The 17,408-nt window shown below is 65.4% G+C and carries 19 protein-coding genes; 11 read left to right on the top strand and 8 right to left on the bottom strand.

What is annotated here, in order from left to right:
• Positions 1–180: 180 nt before the first annotated feature.
• The 3 genes from EYW42_RS07880 to EYW42_RS20320 are packed head-to-tail and all read left to right on the top strand — an operon-like array spanning position 181 to position 3,296.
• The gene (locus tag EYW42_RS07880; protein ID WP_135534697.1) at positions 181–2,826 is read left to right on the top strand and encodes a valine--tRNA ligase; all 2,646 of its coding nucleotides are present in this window, start codon (positions 181–183) and stop codon (positions 2,824–2,826) included.
• A complete protein-coding gene (locus EYW42_RS07875; protein WP_310732945.1) occupies positions 2,799–3,146 on the top strand; it encodes an alpha/beta hydrolase family protein in 348 nt (115 codons plus the stop codon). The genes EYW42_RS07880 and EYW42_RS07875 overlap by 28 nt, the downstream gene beginning before the upstream one ends.
• A gap of 21 nt (positions 3,147–3,167) precedes the next feature.
• Positions 3,168–3,296 (top strand): hypothetical protein, encoded by a 129-nt coding sequence (locus tag EYW42_RS20320; protein WP_259371280.1) that lies wholly within the window; start codon positions 3,168–3,170, stop codon positions 3,294–3,296.
• Here EYW42_RS20320 and EYW42_RS07870 read toward each other — a convergent pair.
• Entirely contained in the window at positions 3,293–4,024 is a 732-nt protein-coding gene (locus EYW42_RS07870) for a DUF1405 domain-containing protein (RefSeq protein ID WP_135534695.1), read from the bottom strand. The genes EYW42_RS20320 and EYW42_RS07870 overlap by 4 nt on opposite strands.
• A 123-nt stretch (positions 4,025–4,147) precedes the next feature.
• On the opposite strand from EYW42_RS07870, the gene pdxS reads away from it, so the two are divergent.
• Entirely contained in the window at positions 4,148–5,056 is a 909-nt protein-coding gene (gene pdxS / locus EYW42_RS07865) for a pyridoxal 5'-phosphate synthase lyase subunit PdxS (RefSeq protein ID WP_135534694.1), read from the top strand.
• Between the two features lie 44 nt (positions 5,057–5,100).
• On the opposite strand, the gene EYW42_RS07860 is transcribed toward pdxS, so the two are convergent.
• The 3 genes from EYW42_RS07860 to EYW42_RS07850 form a co-directional block, all read right to left on the bottom strand.
• Complete coding sequence (locus EYW42_RS07860; RefSeq protein ID WP_135534693.1) at positions 5,101–5,571, bottom strand: hypothetical protein; 471 nt, start codon at positions 5,569–5,571, stop codon at positions 5,101–5,103.
• Positions 5,568–5,879, bottom strand: a complete 312-nt coding sequence (locus tag EYW42_RS07855) for a hypothetical protein (RefSeq protein WP_135534692.1) — start codon at positions 5,877–5,879, stop codon at positions 5,568–5,570. The genes EYW42_RS07860 and EYW42_RS07855 overlap by 4 nt, the downstream gene beginning before the upstream one ends.
• Before the next feature lie 284 nt (positions 5,880–6,163).
• Entirely contained in the window at positions 6,164–7,042 is an 879-nt protein-coding gene (locus tag EYW42_RS07850) for a homoserine kinase (protein ID WP_135534691.1), read from the bottom strand.
• Positions 7,043–7,207: 165 nt separating this feature from the next.
• Between EYW42_RS07850 and EYW42_RS07845 the strand changes: the two genes are divergently transcribed.
• Together EYW42_RS07845 and EYW42_RS07840 are read left to right on the top strand one after the other, a co-directional pair.
• Positions 7,208–8,548 (top strand): NAD(P)/FAD-dependent oxidoreductase, encoded by a 1,341-nt coding sequence (locus tag EYW42_RS07845; RefSeq protein WP_135534690.1) that lies wholly within the window; start codon positions 7,208–7,210, stop codon positions 8,546–8,548.
• A gap of 104 nt (positions 8,549–8,652) precedes the next feature.
• Positions 8,653–10,812 carry an IucA/IucC family protein gene (locus EYW42_RS07840; protein ID WP_135534769.1) on the top strand — a complete coding sequence of 720 codons (2,160 nt, stop codon included), beginning with the start codon at positions 8,653–8,655 and terminating at the stop codon, positions 10,810–10,812.
• 6 nt (positions 10,813–10,818) lie between these two features.
• Here EYW42_RS07840 and EYW42_RS07835 read toward each other — a convergent pair whose 3' ends face one another.
• Positions 10,819–11,409, bottom strand: a complete 591-nt coding sequence (locus EYW42_RS07835) for a DUF6149 family protein (protein WP_135534689.1) — start codon at positions 11,407–11,409, stop codon at positions 10,819–10,821.
• Positions 11,410–11,495: 86 nt separating this feature from the next.
• Between EYW42_RS07835 and EYW42_RS07830 the strand changes: the two genes are divergently transcribed.
• The 3 genes from EYW42_RS07830 to EYW42_RS20680 all read left to right on the top strand — a co-directional run bounded on the left by EYW42_RS07830 (position 11,496) and on the right by EYW42_RS20680 (position 13,505).
• Positions 11,496–12,740, top strand: coding sequence for an NAD(P)/FAD-dependent oxidoreductase (locus tag EYW42_RS07830; RefSeq protein WP_135534688.1), 1,245 nt, complete (start codon positions 11,496–11,498; stop codon positions 12,738–12,740).
• A 301-nt stretch (positions 12,741–13,041) separates the two neighbouring features.
• Positions 13,042–13,338: a HalOD1 output domain-containing protein gene (locus EYW42_RS07825; protein ID WP_135534687.1), complete on the top strand. Its 297-nt coding sequence runs from the start codon at positions 13,042–13,044 to the stop codon at positions 13,336–13,338.
• A gap of 11 nt (positions 13,339–13,349) precedes the next feature.
• On the top strand, positions 13,350–13,505 hold the full coding sequence (locus tag EYW42_RS20680) for a DUF7576 family protein (RefSeq protein ID WP_449271868.1): 156 nt from the start codon (positions 13,350–13,352) through the stop codon (positions 13,503–13,505).
• 17 nt (positions 13,506–13,522) lie between these two features.
• Here EYW42_RS20680 and EYW42_RS07820 read toward each other — a convergent pair whose 3' ends face one another.
• Both EYW42_RS07820 and EYW42_RS07815 read right to left on the bottom strand, forming a co-directional pair.
• Positions 13,523–13,894: a DUF7344 domain-containing protein gene (locus tag EYW42_RS07820; protein WP_135534686.1), complete on the bottom strand. Its 372-nt coding sequence runs from the start codon at positions 13,892–13,894 to the stop codon at positions 13,523–13,525.
• 138 nt (positions 13,895–14,032) lie between these two features.
• On the bottom strand, positions 14,033–14,344 hold the full coding sequence (locus EYW42_RS07815; RefSeq protein WP_202613831.1) for a lycopene cyclase domain-containing protein: 312 nt from the start codon (positions 14,342–14,344) through the stop codon (positions 14,033–14,035).
• A gap of 103 nt (positions 14,345–14,447) precedes the next feature.
• Here EYW42_RS07815 and EYW42_RS07810 point away from each other — a divergent pair, with 103 nt between their 5' ends.
• Positions 14,448–15,608 carry a CBS domain-containing protein gene (locus EYW42_RS07810; RefSeq protein ID WP_135534768.1) on the top strand — a complete coding sequence of 387 codons (1,161 nt, stop codon included), beginning with the start codon at positions 14,448–14,450 and terminating at the stop codon, positions 15,606–15,608.
• On the opposite strand, the gene radB is transcribed toward EYW42_RS07810, so the two are convergent.
• On the bottom strand, positions 15,605–16,303 hold the full coding sequence (radB, locus tag EYW42_RS07805; protein WP_135534684.1) for a DNA repair and recombination protein RadB: 699 nt from the start codon (positions 16,301–16,303) through the stop codon (positions 15,605–15,607). The genes EYW42_RS07810 and radB overlap by 4 nt on opposite strands.
• Before the next feature lie 81 nt (positions 16,304–16,384).
• Between radB and EYW42_RS07800 the strand changes: the two genes are divergently transcribed.
• Positions 16,385–17,131, top strand: a complete 747-nt coding sequence (locus EYW42_RS07800; RefSeq protein WP_135534683.1) for a hypothetical protein — start codon at positions 16,385–16,387, stop codon at positions 17,129–17,131.
• Positions 17,132–17,408 lie beyond the last annotated feature (277 nt).

The following is a 17,408-nucleotide window of genomic DNA, read 5'->3' as shown; positions in this document are numbered from 1 at the left end:
AGCGGTCGGCGTCGGCCGCCGCTGTGAGACTGGTACGTGTAGGGGCGTCCTAGCCCCACCACCACCCATTCTTCGTCCGGTTACGGTCGTTCCAGACGCGGAAAAGCGGAGAACCGATCAGGCAGTATCGACCAACAGACGACCAGAACGCGACGCAGTCAGACACACGGAACACAACACATGAGCGCAGAAACGAACCAACGACAGGACGGCCCCGACGGCGACTACGACGCCGAGGCGGTCGAGAAGAAGTGGCAAGAGCACTGGGTCGAACACGACACGTACGCCTACGACGGCGACCCCGAAATGGACCCGAACACGGTGTACAGCATCGACACGCCCCCGCCGACCGTCTCCGGAAACCTCCACATGGGTCACATGTACGGTCAGGCGCTCCAGGACTTCGCTGCCCGGTTCCACCGGATGGCCGACGAGGACGTGCTGTTTCCCTTCGGCTACGACGACAACGGCATCGCGTCCGAACGGCTCACCGAACAGGAACTCGGCATCCGGCATCAGGACTTCTCCCGGCGGGAGTTTCAGGAGAAGTGCCGCGAGGTCTGCCGCGAGTACGAGGCCGAGTTCACGGAGAAGATGCAGGGTCTCGGGATATCGATCGACTGGAACCGGACGTACAAGACGATCAGTCCGGAGGTCCAGCGGATCTCCCAGCTATCCTTCCTCGACCTGTACGAGCAGGGTCGCGAGTACCGCAAGCAGGCCCCCGCGATCTGGTGTCCCGACTGCGAGACGGCTATCTCGCAGGTCGAACAGGAGGACGCCGAGCGCCACACCCACTTCAACGACGTGCGGTTCGACCTGGCCGAGCCGACCGAGAGCGGTCGCGACTCCTTCGTCATCGGCACCACGCGTCCCGAACTGCTTCCGGCCTGCGTCGCCGTCTTCGTCCACCCCGAGGACGACGAGAACCGCGAACTGATCGGGAAGGAGGCCGAGGTGCCGCTGTTCGGTCACACCGTCCCGATCATCGAGGACGACCGCGTCGACCTGGAGACGGGGACTGGCGTCGTCATGTGCTGTACCTTCGGCGACCAGAACGACATCGAGTGGTACCAGGCACACGACCTGCCGCTACGGGTCGCTATCGACGAGTCCGCGACGATGACCGACCTCGCCGGCGACTACGAGGGCATGAGCACGACGGAGGCCCGCGAGGCCATCTCCGAGGACCTGGACGAGGCGGGTCACCTCGTCGACCGCGAGGAGCACACTCACACCGTTCAGGTCCACGAGCGCTGTGAGACGGACGTGGAGTTCCGCGTCTCCGAGCAGTGGTACGTCGAGATCCTGGACCACAAGGAGGAGTATCTGGAAGCAGGCCGGAAGATGGACTGGTACCCCGAGAAGATGTTCACGCGGTACGAACACTGGATCGAGGGACTGGAGTGGGACTGGCTCATCTCCCGCCAGCGCGACTCCGGCATCCCGTTCCCGGTGTGGTACTGCGAGGACTGCGGTCAGGAGGTCATGGCGGACCGCGAGGCCCTGCCGGTCGACCCGCTCGCGGACGATCCGCCGGTCGACGCTTGCCCCGAGTGCGGCGGCGAGGCGTTCGAACCGGAGGACGACGTGTTCGACACGTGGGCGACCTCCAGCCTGACGCCGCTTATCAACGCCGGCTGGGACCCCGAGTCGATCGGCGAGGGTGAACTCGCCGCGGGTGACCTCGACAACCCCGAACTGTACCCCTTCGACCTGCGCCCGCAGGCCCACGACATCATCAGCTTCTGGCTGTTCCACACGGTCGTCAAGTGCTACGAGCACACCGGAGACGTGCCGTTCGACACCGTCATGATCCACGGCCACGTCCTCGACGAGAACCGCGAGAAGATGTCCAAGTCCAAGGGCAATATCGTCGCGCCCGAGGAGGTCGTCGACGAGTATCCCGTCGACGCCATCCGCTACTGGGCGGCGTCGTCGGCGGTCGGCGACGACTTCCCGTATCACGACAAGGACATCGTCGCCGGCGAGAAACTGCTGCGAAAGCTCTGGAACGCCTCGAAGCTCGTCGACCAGTTGACGCCCGCCGAGGCCGCCGAACCCGACGAACTCGACCCGATCGACGAGTGGCTGCTGGCGAAACTGGACGCGGTCGTCGCGGAGACGACCGAGCAGTTCCAGGAGTACGAGTTCGCCAAGGCTCGGGACAACCTCCGGACGTTCTTCTGGAACACGTTCTGCGACGACTACCTCGAGATAGCGAAGAGCCGGGAGACGGAGTCGACGGCGTACGCGCTTCGGACGGCTCACCGGACGTTCTGTCAGCTGTTCGCGCCGCTGCTCCCGCACGTCACGGAGGAGTTGTGGAGCGAGATGCACGACGGCGGGAGCGTCCACCGCACCGACTGGCCGGAGCCGCGCGGATACGAGGCCGACCTGGAGGCCGGTGAGACGGCGATGGAAACCGTCTCCGCGCTCCGCAAGTACAAGACCGACCACCAGCTCGCGCTGAACGAAGAGCTCGACGCCGTCTCCGTCTACGGCAACGTCGCCGGGATGGAGGACGCCGTCGCCGAGGTCATGCACGTCCGGAACCTGGACGTTCTCGACGCAGAGCCCGAGACGACAACCGAGATCACGAGCGTCGACCTGGACTACTCGACCGTCGGCCCGCAGTACGGCGAGACGGTCGGCGACATCGACGCCGCCATCGAGAGCGGCGAGTTCGAGATCGAGGACGGCACCCTGCACGTCGCCGGGGAGGAACTCGGCTCCGACCTGTTCGAGATCGAGCGCGAACGCACCTACTCCGGTGAGGGCGAGATGATCGAGACCGAATCGGCCATCGTCATCGTGCGGAACTGAGCGCGGGCCCGGACCGCATCGCGGCGATGGGGCATTCCTCGGGCGCGCATCTCGCGGCCCTCGCGAGCGTTAGGAAGGCGGCGTTCGGCAAGCGCCGCGAGGCGTCTACTGTAGTCGGGGCGGTCGTCGGCATTTCCGGAGTGTACGACCTCACGATCACCGACGGGGGTCCGGACATCTACCGGCGGTTTCTGAGCGGGGCGAGCGAGGAGTTGCCGGAGCGGTACCGCCGCGCGTCGCCGCGTCAGGTGGCCACCGGGGACGCGCCGCCGACGCTTCTCGTTCACGGGTCCGACGACGAGACTGTGCCGGTGGCGTAGTCGGAACGGTACCACGACCGGTTGCCGGGCCTGGGCGTCGAAACGGCCCTGTTCGTCGCGGACGGCGGCGACCACGTGGTCCCGTTCCGCAACGATTGGGACGACGATATCGTCGACCGAACCGCCGAGTTCCTGCGGTCGAATCTCTAGCCACAGTTAGATTCGACAGCGCCGGTCTCTCCTTTCTTCACTCGCGTCGCAAGCGACAGGAACGTCGCAAGTAGTGTCAGTACCACCGCGCCCGCGGCGGCGTACTCGTGGGCAGGAGAGGTGTGGATGACGCCGCTTGCCGATATCCCTTCGGCGGGGACGAGGGTGTGATGCGGCGTTCCGAGGATGGGGACGAAGTAGTCGACGATGTCGTTGAGGCCGTACCAGAACAGGGCAACGGCGACGGCCCGCACCGGAAAGTCGGCGAAGCGGTAGAGGACGAACCCCTGGACGACCATCGCGAGGTGGCTCCAGAAGAGGAAGTTGTACATCGCCCAGTGGAGATAGGAGAAGTCGGCTTTGAACACGAGCAGGACGTACGGCGTCCAGAAACCGAGTTTGAGGCAGCCGAAAAACGCCAGTGCGTTGAGCCACTCCCGGGACTCGCCCAGTTTCCACGACGCGACGGCGAGGGCGATAAACAGCGTCGCAACGGGGCTGTCGGGGACGAGCGGCCACATCGACAGCGGTTCGATGGCGAACTGCCCGGTGATGAGCGGGTCCGACAGCGGCAGCGGATGGAAGCCGTAGTACCAGAACCCGAAGACGGTGCCGAGGAGGTTGACAGCGACGACTACCCACGCGTACCGGAGGCCGAGGTCCTCCAGTCGTTGCGGGACGGGAGCAACGTACCGGGGGAGATCAGGCCGTTCGGGGAGCGAACGCATCGGGACGGACCACGGATGGGGGTAGCAAAACGGTAGCGGTTTCGGCGCGGACGGCCGACAGTCGATCCGGAAGGGAGTGTGCGAAAGGACAGCGGTAAGTGCTGGCGGGTCCAAGCCACTCGCATGGCGGAAGAGACCGATCTGGAGGAACTCAAGCGAGGGACGGAACTCGTCAAGCGGGGGTTCGCCCGCATGCAGAAAGGCGGCGTGATCATGGACGTTGTCAACCGCGAGCAGGCCCGCATCGCCGAAGATGCCGGTGCCGTCGCGGTGATGGCGCTGGAGGCCGTTCCGGCGGACATCCGCAAGCGCGGCGGCGTCGCCCGGATGCCGGACCCCGTCGACGTCGAAGCGATCATCGACGAAGTATCGATCCCGGTGATGGGCAAGTCCCGCATCGGCCACACCAAAGAGGCGCAGATCCTGGAGTCGGTCGGCGTCGACATGATCGACGAGAGCGAGGTGCTGACGCCCGCTGACGACCGCTACCACATCGACAAGCGGGAGTTCACATCGCCGTTCGTCTGCGGCGCGCGCAACCTCGGCGAAGCGCTCCGGCGCATCAACGAGGGTGCGGCGATGATCCGCACCAAGGGCGAGGCCGGCACAGGCGACGTGAACCAGGCCGTCCACCACCAGCGCAACATCAAAGGGTCCATCCGCAAGTTGGAGGGGATGACCCACGAGGAGCGAGAAAAGTGGGCCCGCGAGAACGAAGCGCCCGCCGAACTCGTCCACGAGACGGCCGAACAGGGCCGTCTCCCGGTCGTCAACTTCGCCGCCGGCGGCATCGCAACGCCCGCCGACGCCGCTCTGATGATGCATCACGGCTGCGACGGCATCTTCGTCGGCAGCGGCATCTTCGGGGCGGAGGACCCGGAAGAGATGGGCGATGCCATCGTCCAGGCGACCAACAACTGGGACGACTCCGACGAACTCGCCGACATCAGCAAAAACGTCGGCAGCGGCATGCGCGGCGACGCCAACGCCGACCTCCCCGAGGAAGAGAAGCTTCAAGGTCGCGGCGTCTGAGTCGGTTCGAGGCCGCGAAGTAAAGCGGTGCGGGGTCGCGGCAGTTAGCCGGATCCGTTCGTCGTTTTTCTCGCTGTCACGACCGCGAGCAGCGTCAGATACGACACGACGCCGCCGAGGAGTGCCCACAGCACTCGTCCCGGTGCTCGCGGGGCCGCGACTGCCGCCGCTCCCGCGCCGCCTATCGTCGCGCCCCACCGAACGCTCGGTCGCTCCCAGAGGGCTCTCACGCGGTCGCGGTGTCGCAAAAGCGCGCCCTCCAGCGCGAGCGCGCCGACTGCTCCGACGGCGACTGCTCTCGGCGAGAGCGGGATATCGCGCCAGCGGACGACGGCGGCCACGACGGAACCGACGGCGAGGGCACTCGCGGCGTCCACGACGGCCTCGCGGCTCGCGGGTCGTTCCTCCCCGCTCACTCTATTCGAGGCCTTCCGTCGGTCGGCCTCGCGGCCCGCGGGTCGTTCCTCCCCGCTCGCTCCATCCGAGGCCTCCTGCTGGTCGGCCTCGCGTGTCACTCGAATACCCCCTCGACGACGAGACCCGCGCCGAGCACCCACGCTCCGACGAGAGCGACGAGCGAGGAGACGTAGAAAACCAGTTCGACACCGGAAAGCGACGCGGCGTCCGCGCGCAGGAGCGCGTCCGCGCCGCGGACGATTCCGGCCGGTGCCGTTCCGCCGAACAGCGAAACGCCGGCGAGTAGCGCGACCGGAGCGCTCAGCGCGACCGCCGCTACGCCGACGGCTACGGCCCGCCGCCCGACAGCGACAAGCGACGGGTTCTCGTGGGCCGGCTCCCGGTGGTTCGGCCTGCGCCCAGCCATATCTTGGTAGTTACTCACACACACGAATAAAAGCACGGAACCGAACCGGTTCGGGACACATCGGAGTCCGACCGGACAGCGCCGACAGTTCTCATTGGGACTGCCGTAACCGCGTACCGGTGTTCGCCGACCCGGCGTCGGCCAACGACTGATACTGTCGGCTGTAAGTACGTGAAGACTGCGACGCAAGTATGGCCGTGTTACTTGCTTACACACAGTTTGCTGTCTAATCACTGTTCGACGAATTACAGCCGACAGTATGAACTAACCCTCACCTACCTCTATCAGCGGAACAGTTCCGCTCCGTCGGCGATCCGGCTCTGGTACGCCCGGCTGTCGATGTCCGCGTCGTCGAACGCGTCCAACATAGCGCTGGCGACGTCCCGCCGCGTGTTCTCCCGGCACGCGGCGATGACGCCGGGTCCTGCGCCGCTGACCGTGACGCCCGTCGCCCCCGCGTTCAGGGCGGCCTCGCGGACGGCGTCGTACCCGTCGATTAGTTCCGCCCGGGCCGGCGTGACTATCTCGTCTTCCATCCCTTTGCCGACCAGCGCCGGGTCGTCCCGAGCCATGCCGACAGTGAGAGTGGCGGCGCGGCCGACGGTGTCGACCACCTTGTCGACGGACGTGGTCTCGGGAACGACGCGGCGAGCGTCGCGGGTCGAGACGACGATGTCGGGCAGACAGACCACCAGCGGGATGTCGGCGTCGACCTGCGTGACGCCGTCGCCGGTCGCGACCGTAAAGCCCCCCAGCAGCGAAGGCGCGACGTTGTCCTCGTGCGCCTCGCCGGAGACGAGCGCCTCGCCTTTGGCGGCGACCGGTACGAGTTCCTCCCGCGAGAGGCCGCGGTCGTACAGTTCGTTCAGCGCGAGCGCCGCACCGGCCGCACTCGCCGCGGAGGACCCGAGACCGGAGGCCGGCCGCACTCCTTTGTCTATCTCGATCCGGGCGGGAGCGTCGAGCGCTTTGGCGACCGCGCCGGCGGTGTTTTTCTCCGGGTCTTCCGGGATGAAGTGACTCCCGGTGCCGGTGACTTCGATAGTCGTCTCCGGGGCGCGCTCGACTCGCACGATGTCGGCGGGCCGGTCGAGTGCGGCCCCGAACACGTCGAACCCGCTCCCGAGGTTCGCACTGGTTGCGGGAGCGCGGACGGTAAGCATGCGCGTCAGTTGCCGTAGTGAACGCAAAAAGGTAGCGGACCGAGAATCCCCTGACAGACGCGCGTCGTCGGAGAGTTCGGTGACGTTCCCGCGACGTATACCGAAACAGGGGTCCCGACGGTGACATTCAAAAGACCCATCTCGGCCCCCCCACAACGCACGGACATGATCGGTATCGTCGGCGGCGGCGTCGCTGGACTCGCGGCGGCGTACCGCCTGCAGGAACGCGGCCACGACGTTCACGTGTTCGAGGCCAACGAGGAGATGGGCGGTCTCGCGGCCGTGTACGAGACGGCGGGCGACCCCATCGAGAAGTTCTATCACCACCTCTCGGGGGCCGAAGAGACTATCGTCGACCTCGCGGAGGAACTGGGCCTGAGCGACCGAGTGGAGTGGCGGTACAAGACCGACGCCTACTACGTCGACGGCGTGGTCCACCCGCTGGAGAAGCTATGGGAGATAGCCGCCTATCCCCATCTCTCCCTCTACGACAAGTTCCGGCTGGGGATGCTCACGATGGAGGTGGACTGCACTACATTCCCGCCGTCGACGGACAGTTACGACGACATCGAAGCGTACGAGGACGTTCCCGTCGAGCAGTTCCTGCGCGAACATACCACCGACCAGGTGTACGAGCGGTTCTGGCTCCCGCTCTTGGACGCCAAGTTCGGGAGCAGGAAAGAGGACGTCAGCGCCGCGTGGCTGCTCGGACGCGTGAAGTTCCGCGGCGAGCGCGACCTCCTGCGCGGGGAGCAACTCGGCTACTTCCGGGGGAGTTTTGCGGTGTTGATCGACGCGCTGCTCGACGCGGTGGGCCGGGAGAACGTCACCACGGGGGCGCGTGTGACGGGGGTGGACACGACCGGCGGCACCGTCCGAGCGCTCACCGCGGAGACGGAGAACGGCTCGGCGACCTACGAGGTCGATTCGGTAGTCGTGGCGGCGATGCCGAACGTGCTGGAGGACCTGACCGGCTACGCCTGCGACATCGACTTCCAGGGGACCGTCTGTTCGGTGTGGAGCATGGACCGGTCGTTGTCGGACGCCTACTGGCTCAACATCGCCGACGAAGCGCCGTTCGGCGTGCTCATCGAACACACGAACTTCGTCCCGCCCGAGCGCTACGGCGGCGAACACCTCTACTACACCGCGAGCTACGTACAGGACCCCGCGGAGGAACTATGGCAACTGTCAAACGCCGAGGTCGAGGACGCGTGGCGGGACGGCATCGCGGACCTCTTTCCGGATTTCAGCCGGGACGACGTGAACTGGGTCCGGACCGCGCGAAAACCGCGAACTGCGCCCGTGTACGAACGGGGGTATCTGGACATGGTGATACCGTACGACCTGGCTGGCGAGGTGGCCGACGACCTCTACTACGCCGGGATGGCGTCGGAGGCACAGTATCCCGAACGCAGCCTCAACGGCGGTATCGTCGCCGGGTTCGAGGCGGCGGACCGAATAGCCGAGAAGGGGACGCGACGGGAGCGGCCGCCGCAACGCTGATCCGGTCTGGCGGTCGCCGCTCGACGCGGGGCTGACCTCTCTGGCCGACCGCTACCGAGTATTATCACGCCGCGCGTCGAAACAGTACTATTCCGGTGACTATCGTGCCCGGAGACGCCAACTCAGGCCGGCCGGAAACGGCGACGCCGCGGACCGCCGCCGAGTGCGACGCGTTCGGGGCGTCAGTCCACTACGCCCGCAGCCGCGACCGTGGCTCGCCGCCCGAGCGGTCGTACGCCGAGGCGCTTCCCGCTGCTCGGCGAGAGATCCTCTTTCGATTCGTCCGCGGGATCATGCGCGGGTCGCCGGCCGGGCTCTGTGACCCGCAGTTCGTCTCGGCGTCGTCGCCGTCGGTGCCGGACGCACCCGTCCCGCTCTCGGACCTGGACGGCCCGAGGCTACTCGCGGCCGTCGGCCCCCTCGCGGACGACTGTCAGCGCCTCGCGCTGTTGCCGTTTCCCGCCGCCGGGAGCGTCGTCGTCGCGCAGGTTGCGAACGTCCACGGCTACGACCGCGCCCGACTCTGCGGGTCGGTACGGCGGTGGAACTGCGGCGAGGAGGACGCAGCGACGGTTCGCCATCCGGTCGACCTGGTCCCGCTCGTCGAGTGTGCAGGCGCATTCGCCGACACGAGACAGGCCGAGCGGGTCCGCGGCGAACTCGCCGAGAGCGTCGCGAACCTCGCGCTCGCTCGACTCGCCGAGCGGATTCACGCCGAGGCGGTCGACGCCGAAGGGCTTACTGCGGAGACAGTCGACGCGGAGGAGATCGATGCGGCCGCGGCACCGAGACCCGGCGCGGCCGGACGGTCGATACTCGACGCTGTGGCAGACGGGATTCCTGCCGCGGATCCCGTCGCCGCGTTCGAGCGGATCACGACCGACGGCCACCCGTTTCACTACGGCGGCAAGATTCGGCGCGGGATGACGGCCGCCGACGGCCTCGCCTACGCGCCGGAGTTCACGGAAAGGATCGACCTCCGCTTCGTCGCCGTCGACCGGGCGTACGCCCGCGAAACCCGGGCGGCGGACGCCGAGCGGTTCAGTAGCCGGATCCTTGCCGCATTCGGCGGGCTCCGAGACGCGCTGGGGAATCAGCTCCCGAGCGGGCGAGACCCCGGCGAGTACGCTGTGGTCCCGGTCCACCCCTGGCAGTACGCCCGGACGATCCCCGATCGATACGCCGAACAGCGTCGCGACGGTCGCGTCGTGCCGATATCCGAGTTCTCACATCCGGCGACGCCGGGCCTCAATCTCCGGACTGTAGTGCCGTACGACACCGAGCGGATCGACGGCGGTCCGCCGCCGCACGTCAAGTTAGCCATCGCCGTCCAGACGACGAACGTCGAGCGGACCCTGTCGCCGCACGCGGTGACGAACGGCCCACAGGTGACGGACCTGCTTTCGGACGTGGCGGGGGCGGAGTCGTTCGAGACGCTCGGCTTCCTCGACGAACTATCGGCGACCTGCTACTTCGCGCCCGGCGGACCCCACCTCGACGGCGACCAGTTCGACGACGCTCGCCACCTCTCCGGACTGCTCCGGGCGAACCCGTACGACCACCCGCTCGTCGGCGACGGAGCGCATCCGGTGGTCGCGTCGAGCCTCGTGGCCGACTCCCCCGCCACGGGACGGCCGCTCGTCTGCGACCTGCTAGACGAGTACGCGTCAGCGACCGAAACGACGGACCCGACCGACGCCGCGCTCTCGTTCGTCGCCGACTACGCGTCCGTCGTCGTGCCCGAGCAGGTGTTTCTCCTCTCGAAGTACGGAATCGCGCTCGAGAGTCACCTCCAGAACAGCCTCGTCGCGTTTGACGGCCCCCGTCCCGTCGCAACGCTCGTTCGGGACTTCGGCGGCATCCGGGTCCACCGCGGCCGCATCGCCGACCGCGGCCGCTCGATAGACCCGTATCCCGAGTCCGACCTCGACGCCGACGGCGAGACCGACCTCTACCGGAAACTGTACTACGCGCTGTTTCAGAACCACCTCGCCGAACTCGTCGCGGTGATCGCGACCGAACTCGACGTGGACGAGGGCGCGTGCTGGGCGCGGATCCGCGCGGCGTGCGAGCACGGGTTCGACGCCGCCCGGTCGGACCCCGCCGTCGCGGACGAGCGAGTCCGCCGCGACGAGCGAGCACTGTTCGCGGACCCGACCGTCCACAAGGCGCTGACGGCGATGCGACTCCGCGGCAAGCGTCACGAGTACGTCACGAGCGAGGTGTCGAACCCGCTCGTCGGAGCGAAACCGCGGTCCGAGTAGCGACCGTCAGGCCTCGCCCTCGTCCTCCACGCCCGGCGCTTCGCTCACGTCGACGTCCTCGGGTTCGTCCTGGCCGCCGACGACGAGGTTGCCTTCGGCGTCTTCGACGTACACGTCGTCCGCGAACCCGCCCTCGGCGTGGGGGTGGTCGGGGTCGTCGAGTTTCTCGGGCGTCGACGGCGCGTCGGCGATGCCCTCTTCCGGGTGGAACTCGCCGAGCGGGTCGTCGATGGAGATGCCGTGACGCTCGAAAAAGGCCGCGTAGCGGTCGTAGTGGTCGGACAGTTCGTCGCCGGGGAACTCCATCATCTCGGTCCAGCCGTGGTTGTAGAAGTCGAAGTTGGCCTGGATGTGCGTTATCTCACGCGCCTGCGCCTCAGTGAATCCAGTGTCGAGCGCAGCGACGTACGTATCGAACGTGGCGTCGAAGAAGTCGTCGAGGTGGTCTCGCCGTTCCTCGCGGCGGGTCTCGTCGGCCTTGTCGAGGAAGATGCCCGTGTGCATGTCCACGAGTCTGCTCCGCACGACGTCGCCGACGACCGGCGTAGTGAGCGATTTCTTCGCGGCCCAGTGGCGGACGTTCTGGCGGATCTTCATACGCTGTCTTTAGGAGAGGATCCTATTGAACCCCGCGACAGGTGAGATAGCAATCCACTTCAACCCTCGTTCCGAATTCCATGCACATGACCCAGTCGTACGTAATTATCGGTGACGGTATCGCGGGGAGTTCCGCGGCCGAGACCCTCCGGGAGGAAGCCCCCGAGTCCGACATCACAGTCATCACCGATGAAGGAGAAGCCCTGTACAATCGTATCCTGATCAAGGAGTTCGCGAAAGGGAAACTTCCGGAAGCCCCCATCTCCATCCACGAGGAAGACTGGTACGCCGAACGCGAGATCGACCTCGCCCTGAACACGCACGTCACCGAGATAGACCCCGACGCTCACACTATCCACACTCACGAGAGCGACACGTACGAGTACGACAAACTGCTCGTCGCCACGGGCGGCACGCCGACCCAACTGCCCGTCGACAACAGCGACGCCGACGGTATCCACCACTTCTGGACCTTCCAGGACGCCAGAAATATCGCCGAACACGCCGAGAGAGCGGACACCGGTGCCGTCGTCGGCGCGGGCCTGCTCGGCATCGACCTCGCGGCCATCTGCGGTGCCCAGGACATCGACGCGAACTACTTCATGCGCGGTAATCGCTGGTGGCGCTACGCCCTGAGCGAGGAGGGCGCGGAGATCATCCACGACGGCCTGCGCGAGAAAGGCGTCACGCCCGTGTTCGATAGCGGCGTCGACGCGTTCGTCACGGACGACGACGGCAAGGTCACGGCGACGGTCACGCCCGACGGCGAGGAACACGACAGCGACTTCGTCGGCGTCGCCATCGGTCTCGATTTCAACGTCGAGGTGCTCCAAGGGACCGGCGTCGAGACCGACGACGGCGTCGTCGTCGACGAGTACATGCAGACAAACGTCGACGACATCTACGCGGCCGGCGACCTCACACGCTTTTACGACACGATCCTCAACGATCACGGTCAGAACGGATCCTGGGGCAGCGCCAAGGAACAGGGGCAGGTTGCGGCGAAAAACATGGTTGCGGACGGCGAATCGGAGGCGTTCCGCTGGGTATCCTCGTACTCTATCACTCACTTCGACTTCCCGTTTCTCTCCTTCGGCCACCCGACACTCGGCGACAACCACATCGAGCGCAAGTACAGCGACACCGAGTGGCGACGCCTCGCGCTCAAGGACGGGAAGATAATCGGCGGCGTCCTCATCGGCGACCTCGCCCCCCAGAGCGCGTTCAAACAACTGGTTCGCGAGGAGCGAGACGTCAGCGGACAGACGGACGTTCTCCTCGAAGAGGAAGTCGACCTCGAAGAACTCGAAGCGCCCCAGAAAGAACAGTAGGTTCCGGACCCGACACGACGGCACGACGCTCGACCCCGAGCGTGACAGCAGGACTCTCCTTCGGACGGATTCGAGACAAGTGGCTTCATCGCTCGCCGCGGGCCAGACTACGGTGTGCTGATACGAACGGGCCGTCTCGCAGATCTAATTGCTGAACACACGTGGGGTCGTCGCCGTCCGATGGCGACGGTTCGGACTGACTCGTACCGCCTCCCGGCATCTAGATTAATAGCCCCTCTCTCTACACGAGGGTACGAGGCTAGCTGGGTCGCCTATACATCTGTAGTGCTTCAGAACGGATATGCAACGAGAGGTCGCAGACGGAAGCACGCGTCACGACGCCGATAAACCCAGTACAGCGGCGGTACTGGCCGTCGCAGAGGAACGAGGCGTCGACGCGGCCGAACTCGAAACCCGACTCAACGACGTCATAGACCCCGATGCGCTCGACCAACTGTTTGGAGAGGAACACCAGCGGACGGTTGCCCCGGCGAAAGTTGAGTTTACGATGGCGGACTGTTCCGTCGTCGTTTACGCCGACGGAACCGCAACAGCGGCGGTTACGTCCCCGTCTCGTAAGACGGGTGCGACTCCGTGAACGGACAGAAAATGGATACTCCTTCCACTGAAACGTGCACGTACTGCGAAGGCGAAATAGAGACTAGCGAGTGGCATCCAGTTCGAGTCGTCCGAAGCGACGAAGACGAGGTCGAAATTCTCCCCTTCTGCGAATCAGAGTGCGTCGAAGGCTGGAACGACGAGTAGGGTCCGGCCGAAGACGACTACGTCGTGTAGTGTTTCGTCGGTCCGCCGTCGAGACCGACGCTCAGTTCTGCTTCGACCTGACTCACCTTGTCCGTTGGCTCGAGTACGTACCCGTCACCGCGTTCCGACCGTTTGACGAGGCCGACGGAGTGGAGTTTCGGGAGATGATTGTGATGCAACGTCATCTGAATACGCTCCGCTGTCTCGTCGTCGACCTCACTGACGGCCTTGTCTTCCTCCCAGGCGGCGATCTGCTCGGCGAGTTCTCTGTCGGTTATCGGCAGGCCGCGCTTGCTCAGATACGCGAGCGCGTAGCGTCGCCGGGGGTTCGAGAGCAGTTCGAAGGTAATTTCCGGTGTTAACTCGACATCCGATTTTCCGTTTGACATCTCAGCTGATCCCCCACTCAGCCTCGCGCTGTCTCTGGGTTCGTTGGTTCATGCCCCCAGTACAACGTTCAGTCTTAAATTCTTCTCGTGAGTCCGAATGCTGAGACGTTTCTGTTGTTACTGAGATGAAAAACGGGGTCACTGCTCGCCGGCAGACCCGTGAAGCGTCTCGTGAACTCCGATAACGAGCCCCGGAACCACCAGGATAAACAGGTGCTCCTCGACCGGAATCCCGAGGAGGTCGACGCCCGTTCGTAGTTCGATAGCGAACACCCCGACCCGGAGCGTGTACCAGTCCCAAACGTACGCTACGGGATACAGTGCGGCGATGGTACGGGCGGCGCGGCCCAGAGCGTTGGCGTACACAAGTAACGCGAACGCGACGCTACCGAAAGCGATCTCCGTCACCAAATAGGTGTACGGACCGAAAACGCTGATATCCGGAAACACGATCTCACGTTAGGCGCCCTCGTCCTAAGGCACACATGTGGTACACTTTGACAAGGGACGAAGTTTGAAGTCAGTCGGACGAGAAGATTCCGGTGTGAGTACGATGGATATTGCTGACATCGCTACCCGAGAGTACGTGGAAGTCGACGCTGACACGCGCCTCGGGAAAGTCCGGTCGTTGTTCGAGGAGAAGAACCCGAAGGGGATCATTGTCATGCAAAACGGCGAGTACGAGGGGGTCGTCGGCGAACGGCAACTCCTCAAATCGCATGTCGAGGACGATACGAAAGTCGCGGCGCTGGTCAAACCGAGCCAGAACGCACCCGCACCGACGGTCGAACGAACTGAAGACATCCGCGAAACCGCCCGAGTGCTCGTCGAGGGAGGGACGAAGGTCGCCCCGGTCTTCGAGGGCGGCGAACTGTGGGGTATCATCACGGAAGACGCGATCCTGACCGCCGTACTGGAGAACCTCGACGCCCTCGATGTCGGGCAGATATACACTGAAAACGTCATCACGATCACCGAGGAAGACGGTATCGGAAAGGCGATCAACCTCATGCGCGAGAACGTCATCTCGCGTCTCCCCGTGGTCGACGACTCCGGGATGCTCTCCGGCGTCGTCACGACCCACGACATCATCGACTTCGCCACCCGCAACGAGCAACGCATCACCGGAAAAGGTGACCGCGCCGGCGACCTGGACCGGATGCTCGACATCCCCGCGTACGACGTGATGTCCAGTCCCGTCGCGACGACGTCCATCGACGAGAGCGTCCGCGACGCCGTCGAACGGATGCTCGACAACGATTACTCCGGACTGGTCGTCACGCCCGAAGACGACGACCGCATCGTGGGCGGCGTCCTCACGAGAACTGACGTTCTCCGTGCGCTGACGTACACCGAGGAGGAACATATGGACGTTCAGATCACCAACATCGAACTCCTCGAAACCATCTCTCGGCAGGACATCCGCCAGAGCATCGAGCAGGTCTCGGACAAGTACAGCAAGATGCAGGTCCGACACGCTCACGTCCGCTTCCAGGAACACCAGGAGAAACTCCGCGGCACGCCGCTCATTCTCTGTCAGATCCGGATGCGGACGAACAGAGGCCAAATGATGGGTAGCGGCGAGGGGTACGGAGCCAAGCAGGGCTTCCACGTCGCCCTCGACAAACTCGAACGGAACGTACTCGAACAGAAAGGTATCCAGAGCGACGAGGAGTACCGGGGCCAGTTGCTCCGGAAACTCGGCGAGATCTAGGGCTCGTCGGCCGCCGCTAGGCCCTCGTCGGTGATCCGGAACGTGGCCGTCTCTCCGGCGGCCTTCGACCGGTGTTTTTCAAGCGTCGCTCGGCGGTTTCCGCCGCGGAAGCGGTCGATTCGAAGAACCGTTCCCGTCCAGTGCTCTAGGGTGTGCCCGCCCAGCGCCCGCGTTCGGTCCGACTCGGGGTCGGTGAACACCTGGTTAGTGATCACGACCGCGAGGTCGTGCCGGCGGGCGAGCGACAGCAGATGCGTCACCTGCCTGGCGACGTCCCGAAGCGACTCCCCGTTATCGCTTTCTTTCGTTCGTTCGAGACGGTAGAACCCGGTTGCGCTGTCGAGCACGATCAGGTCCGCCTCCTCGGCGAACTCGCTGGCGTCCTGAACTGCCTCCGCCTGCTCCTCGTAGTCGTGGGCCGATTCGACGACGATCCGAGAGGTCACTGACTCGGCGTCACCGTCGGTACGCCCCTGCGCTATCTGCTCGAACCGGTCGAGCGAAAGCCCCTCCGTGTCGATGTACACCGCCAGACCACCGTCCGCCGCCACGTCGACGGCGGCCGAGAGCGCGAGGTTCGTCTTGCCGGCCGCCGGCTGACCGTACACCTGCGTGACGGTGCCTCGCTCGAACCCGCCGCCGAGCAGGTCGTCGACGGGCGAACAGCCGGTCGGGATCGGCGTCTCGTCGTTCACACCCGTCGCTTGGCGGGTTTCGGGGAAAAAGCCCCCGGTCCGCGGAAGACTTTAACTCCGACGACTGCGAACGATCGCCTAGTGATAGTCGTCGCGACCGAGAACTTCGAACTGTACCACGGCGTCGTGAACGAACTCCGCGACAGGGGCGTGACGTTCACGACCATCGAACCGGGGGACCCGATCCCCGAGTCGACGACAGTTCTCGTCACGGACGCTCAGGGAGGGATCGCCGGCGGCGACGAGTCGGTCCCGAGCGACGTGGCAGTCATCACCGCCGACCCGGAGAGCCCCCGCCGTGCCGTCGAGTCGGCGCTTGCCGCCGTCCGCGGCGAAGGGGGTCGGACTATCGTCGGCGTCGACCCCGGCACGCGCCCCGGAATCGCCGTTTTGACGGGCGAGACGGTGGTCGCCGCGTTCCACGTCCCGTTAGAGGACGCGGTCGAGGTCATCCGGGAGGAGGTCGCAGACGCGCCGGACCCGGTCGTCCGTGTCGGCAACGGTGCGCGCCTTCAGGGGGCGACTATCGTCAACGACCTGGACGACGTTCGGGTCGAACTCGTCGACGAAACGGGGACGACGCCGTATCTCGGCACCGGCGCTCGCGGCATGGGCGACGTGCTCGCGGCGGTCAACATTGCCCGCATCGAGGGCGACATCGTCGACGAACGCGAGGTCGAACCGACCGAGGGCGAACTGAAGGTGATCAAGAACCGCTCGCGCGAGCAGTCGGCCCGGAACCGCGCTATCGACGAGGCGCTGGCACGGCGCGTCGCGAGCGGCGACCTCACTATCGACGAAGCGCTCGACGAACACGGGGACAGGTAGCGTTCATTTCACGGGTCTACCGTGATATCCGCCAGCGGACCGGGGTCCGAGACTCCGTCGTCCCGCCTCCGAAGCACATACTTCTGCCCGTCCGGGAGGGCGTCGGGCGCGGTGGACAGGAACGTTCATCGTGACGCCCCAAGTGTCGTATCCGAGTGATGATCTCCCATTCTGAATCACCGCAGGCATCTCCCCACTGTCGGTGCGAAAAAGGTATGGACCGGTTAGCGGGGAGTACCTAGCGGGTTGTTTTCGGCTTTCATCGGGAAACATCCGG

The sequence above is a fragment of the Halostella pelagica genome, from assembly GCF_004762015.1.
Taxonomy (GTDB): Archaea; Halobacteriota; Halobacteria; order Halobacteriales; family Natronoarchaeaceae; genus Halostella; species Halostella pelagica.
The sequence above is the reverse complement of the archived record's forward strand: the minus strand, read 5'-3'. Positions and strand labels throughout refer to the sequence as shown.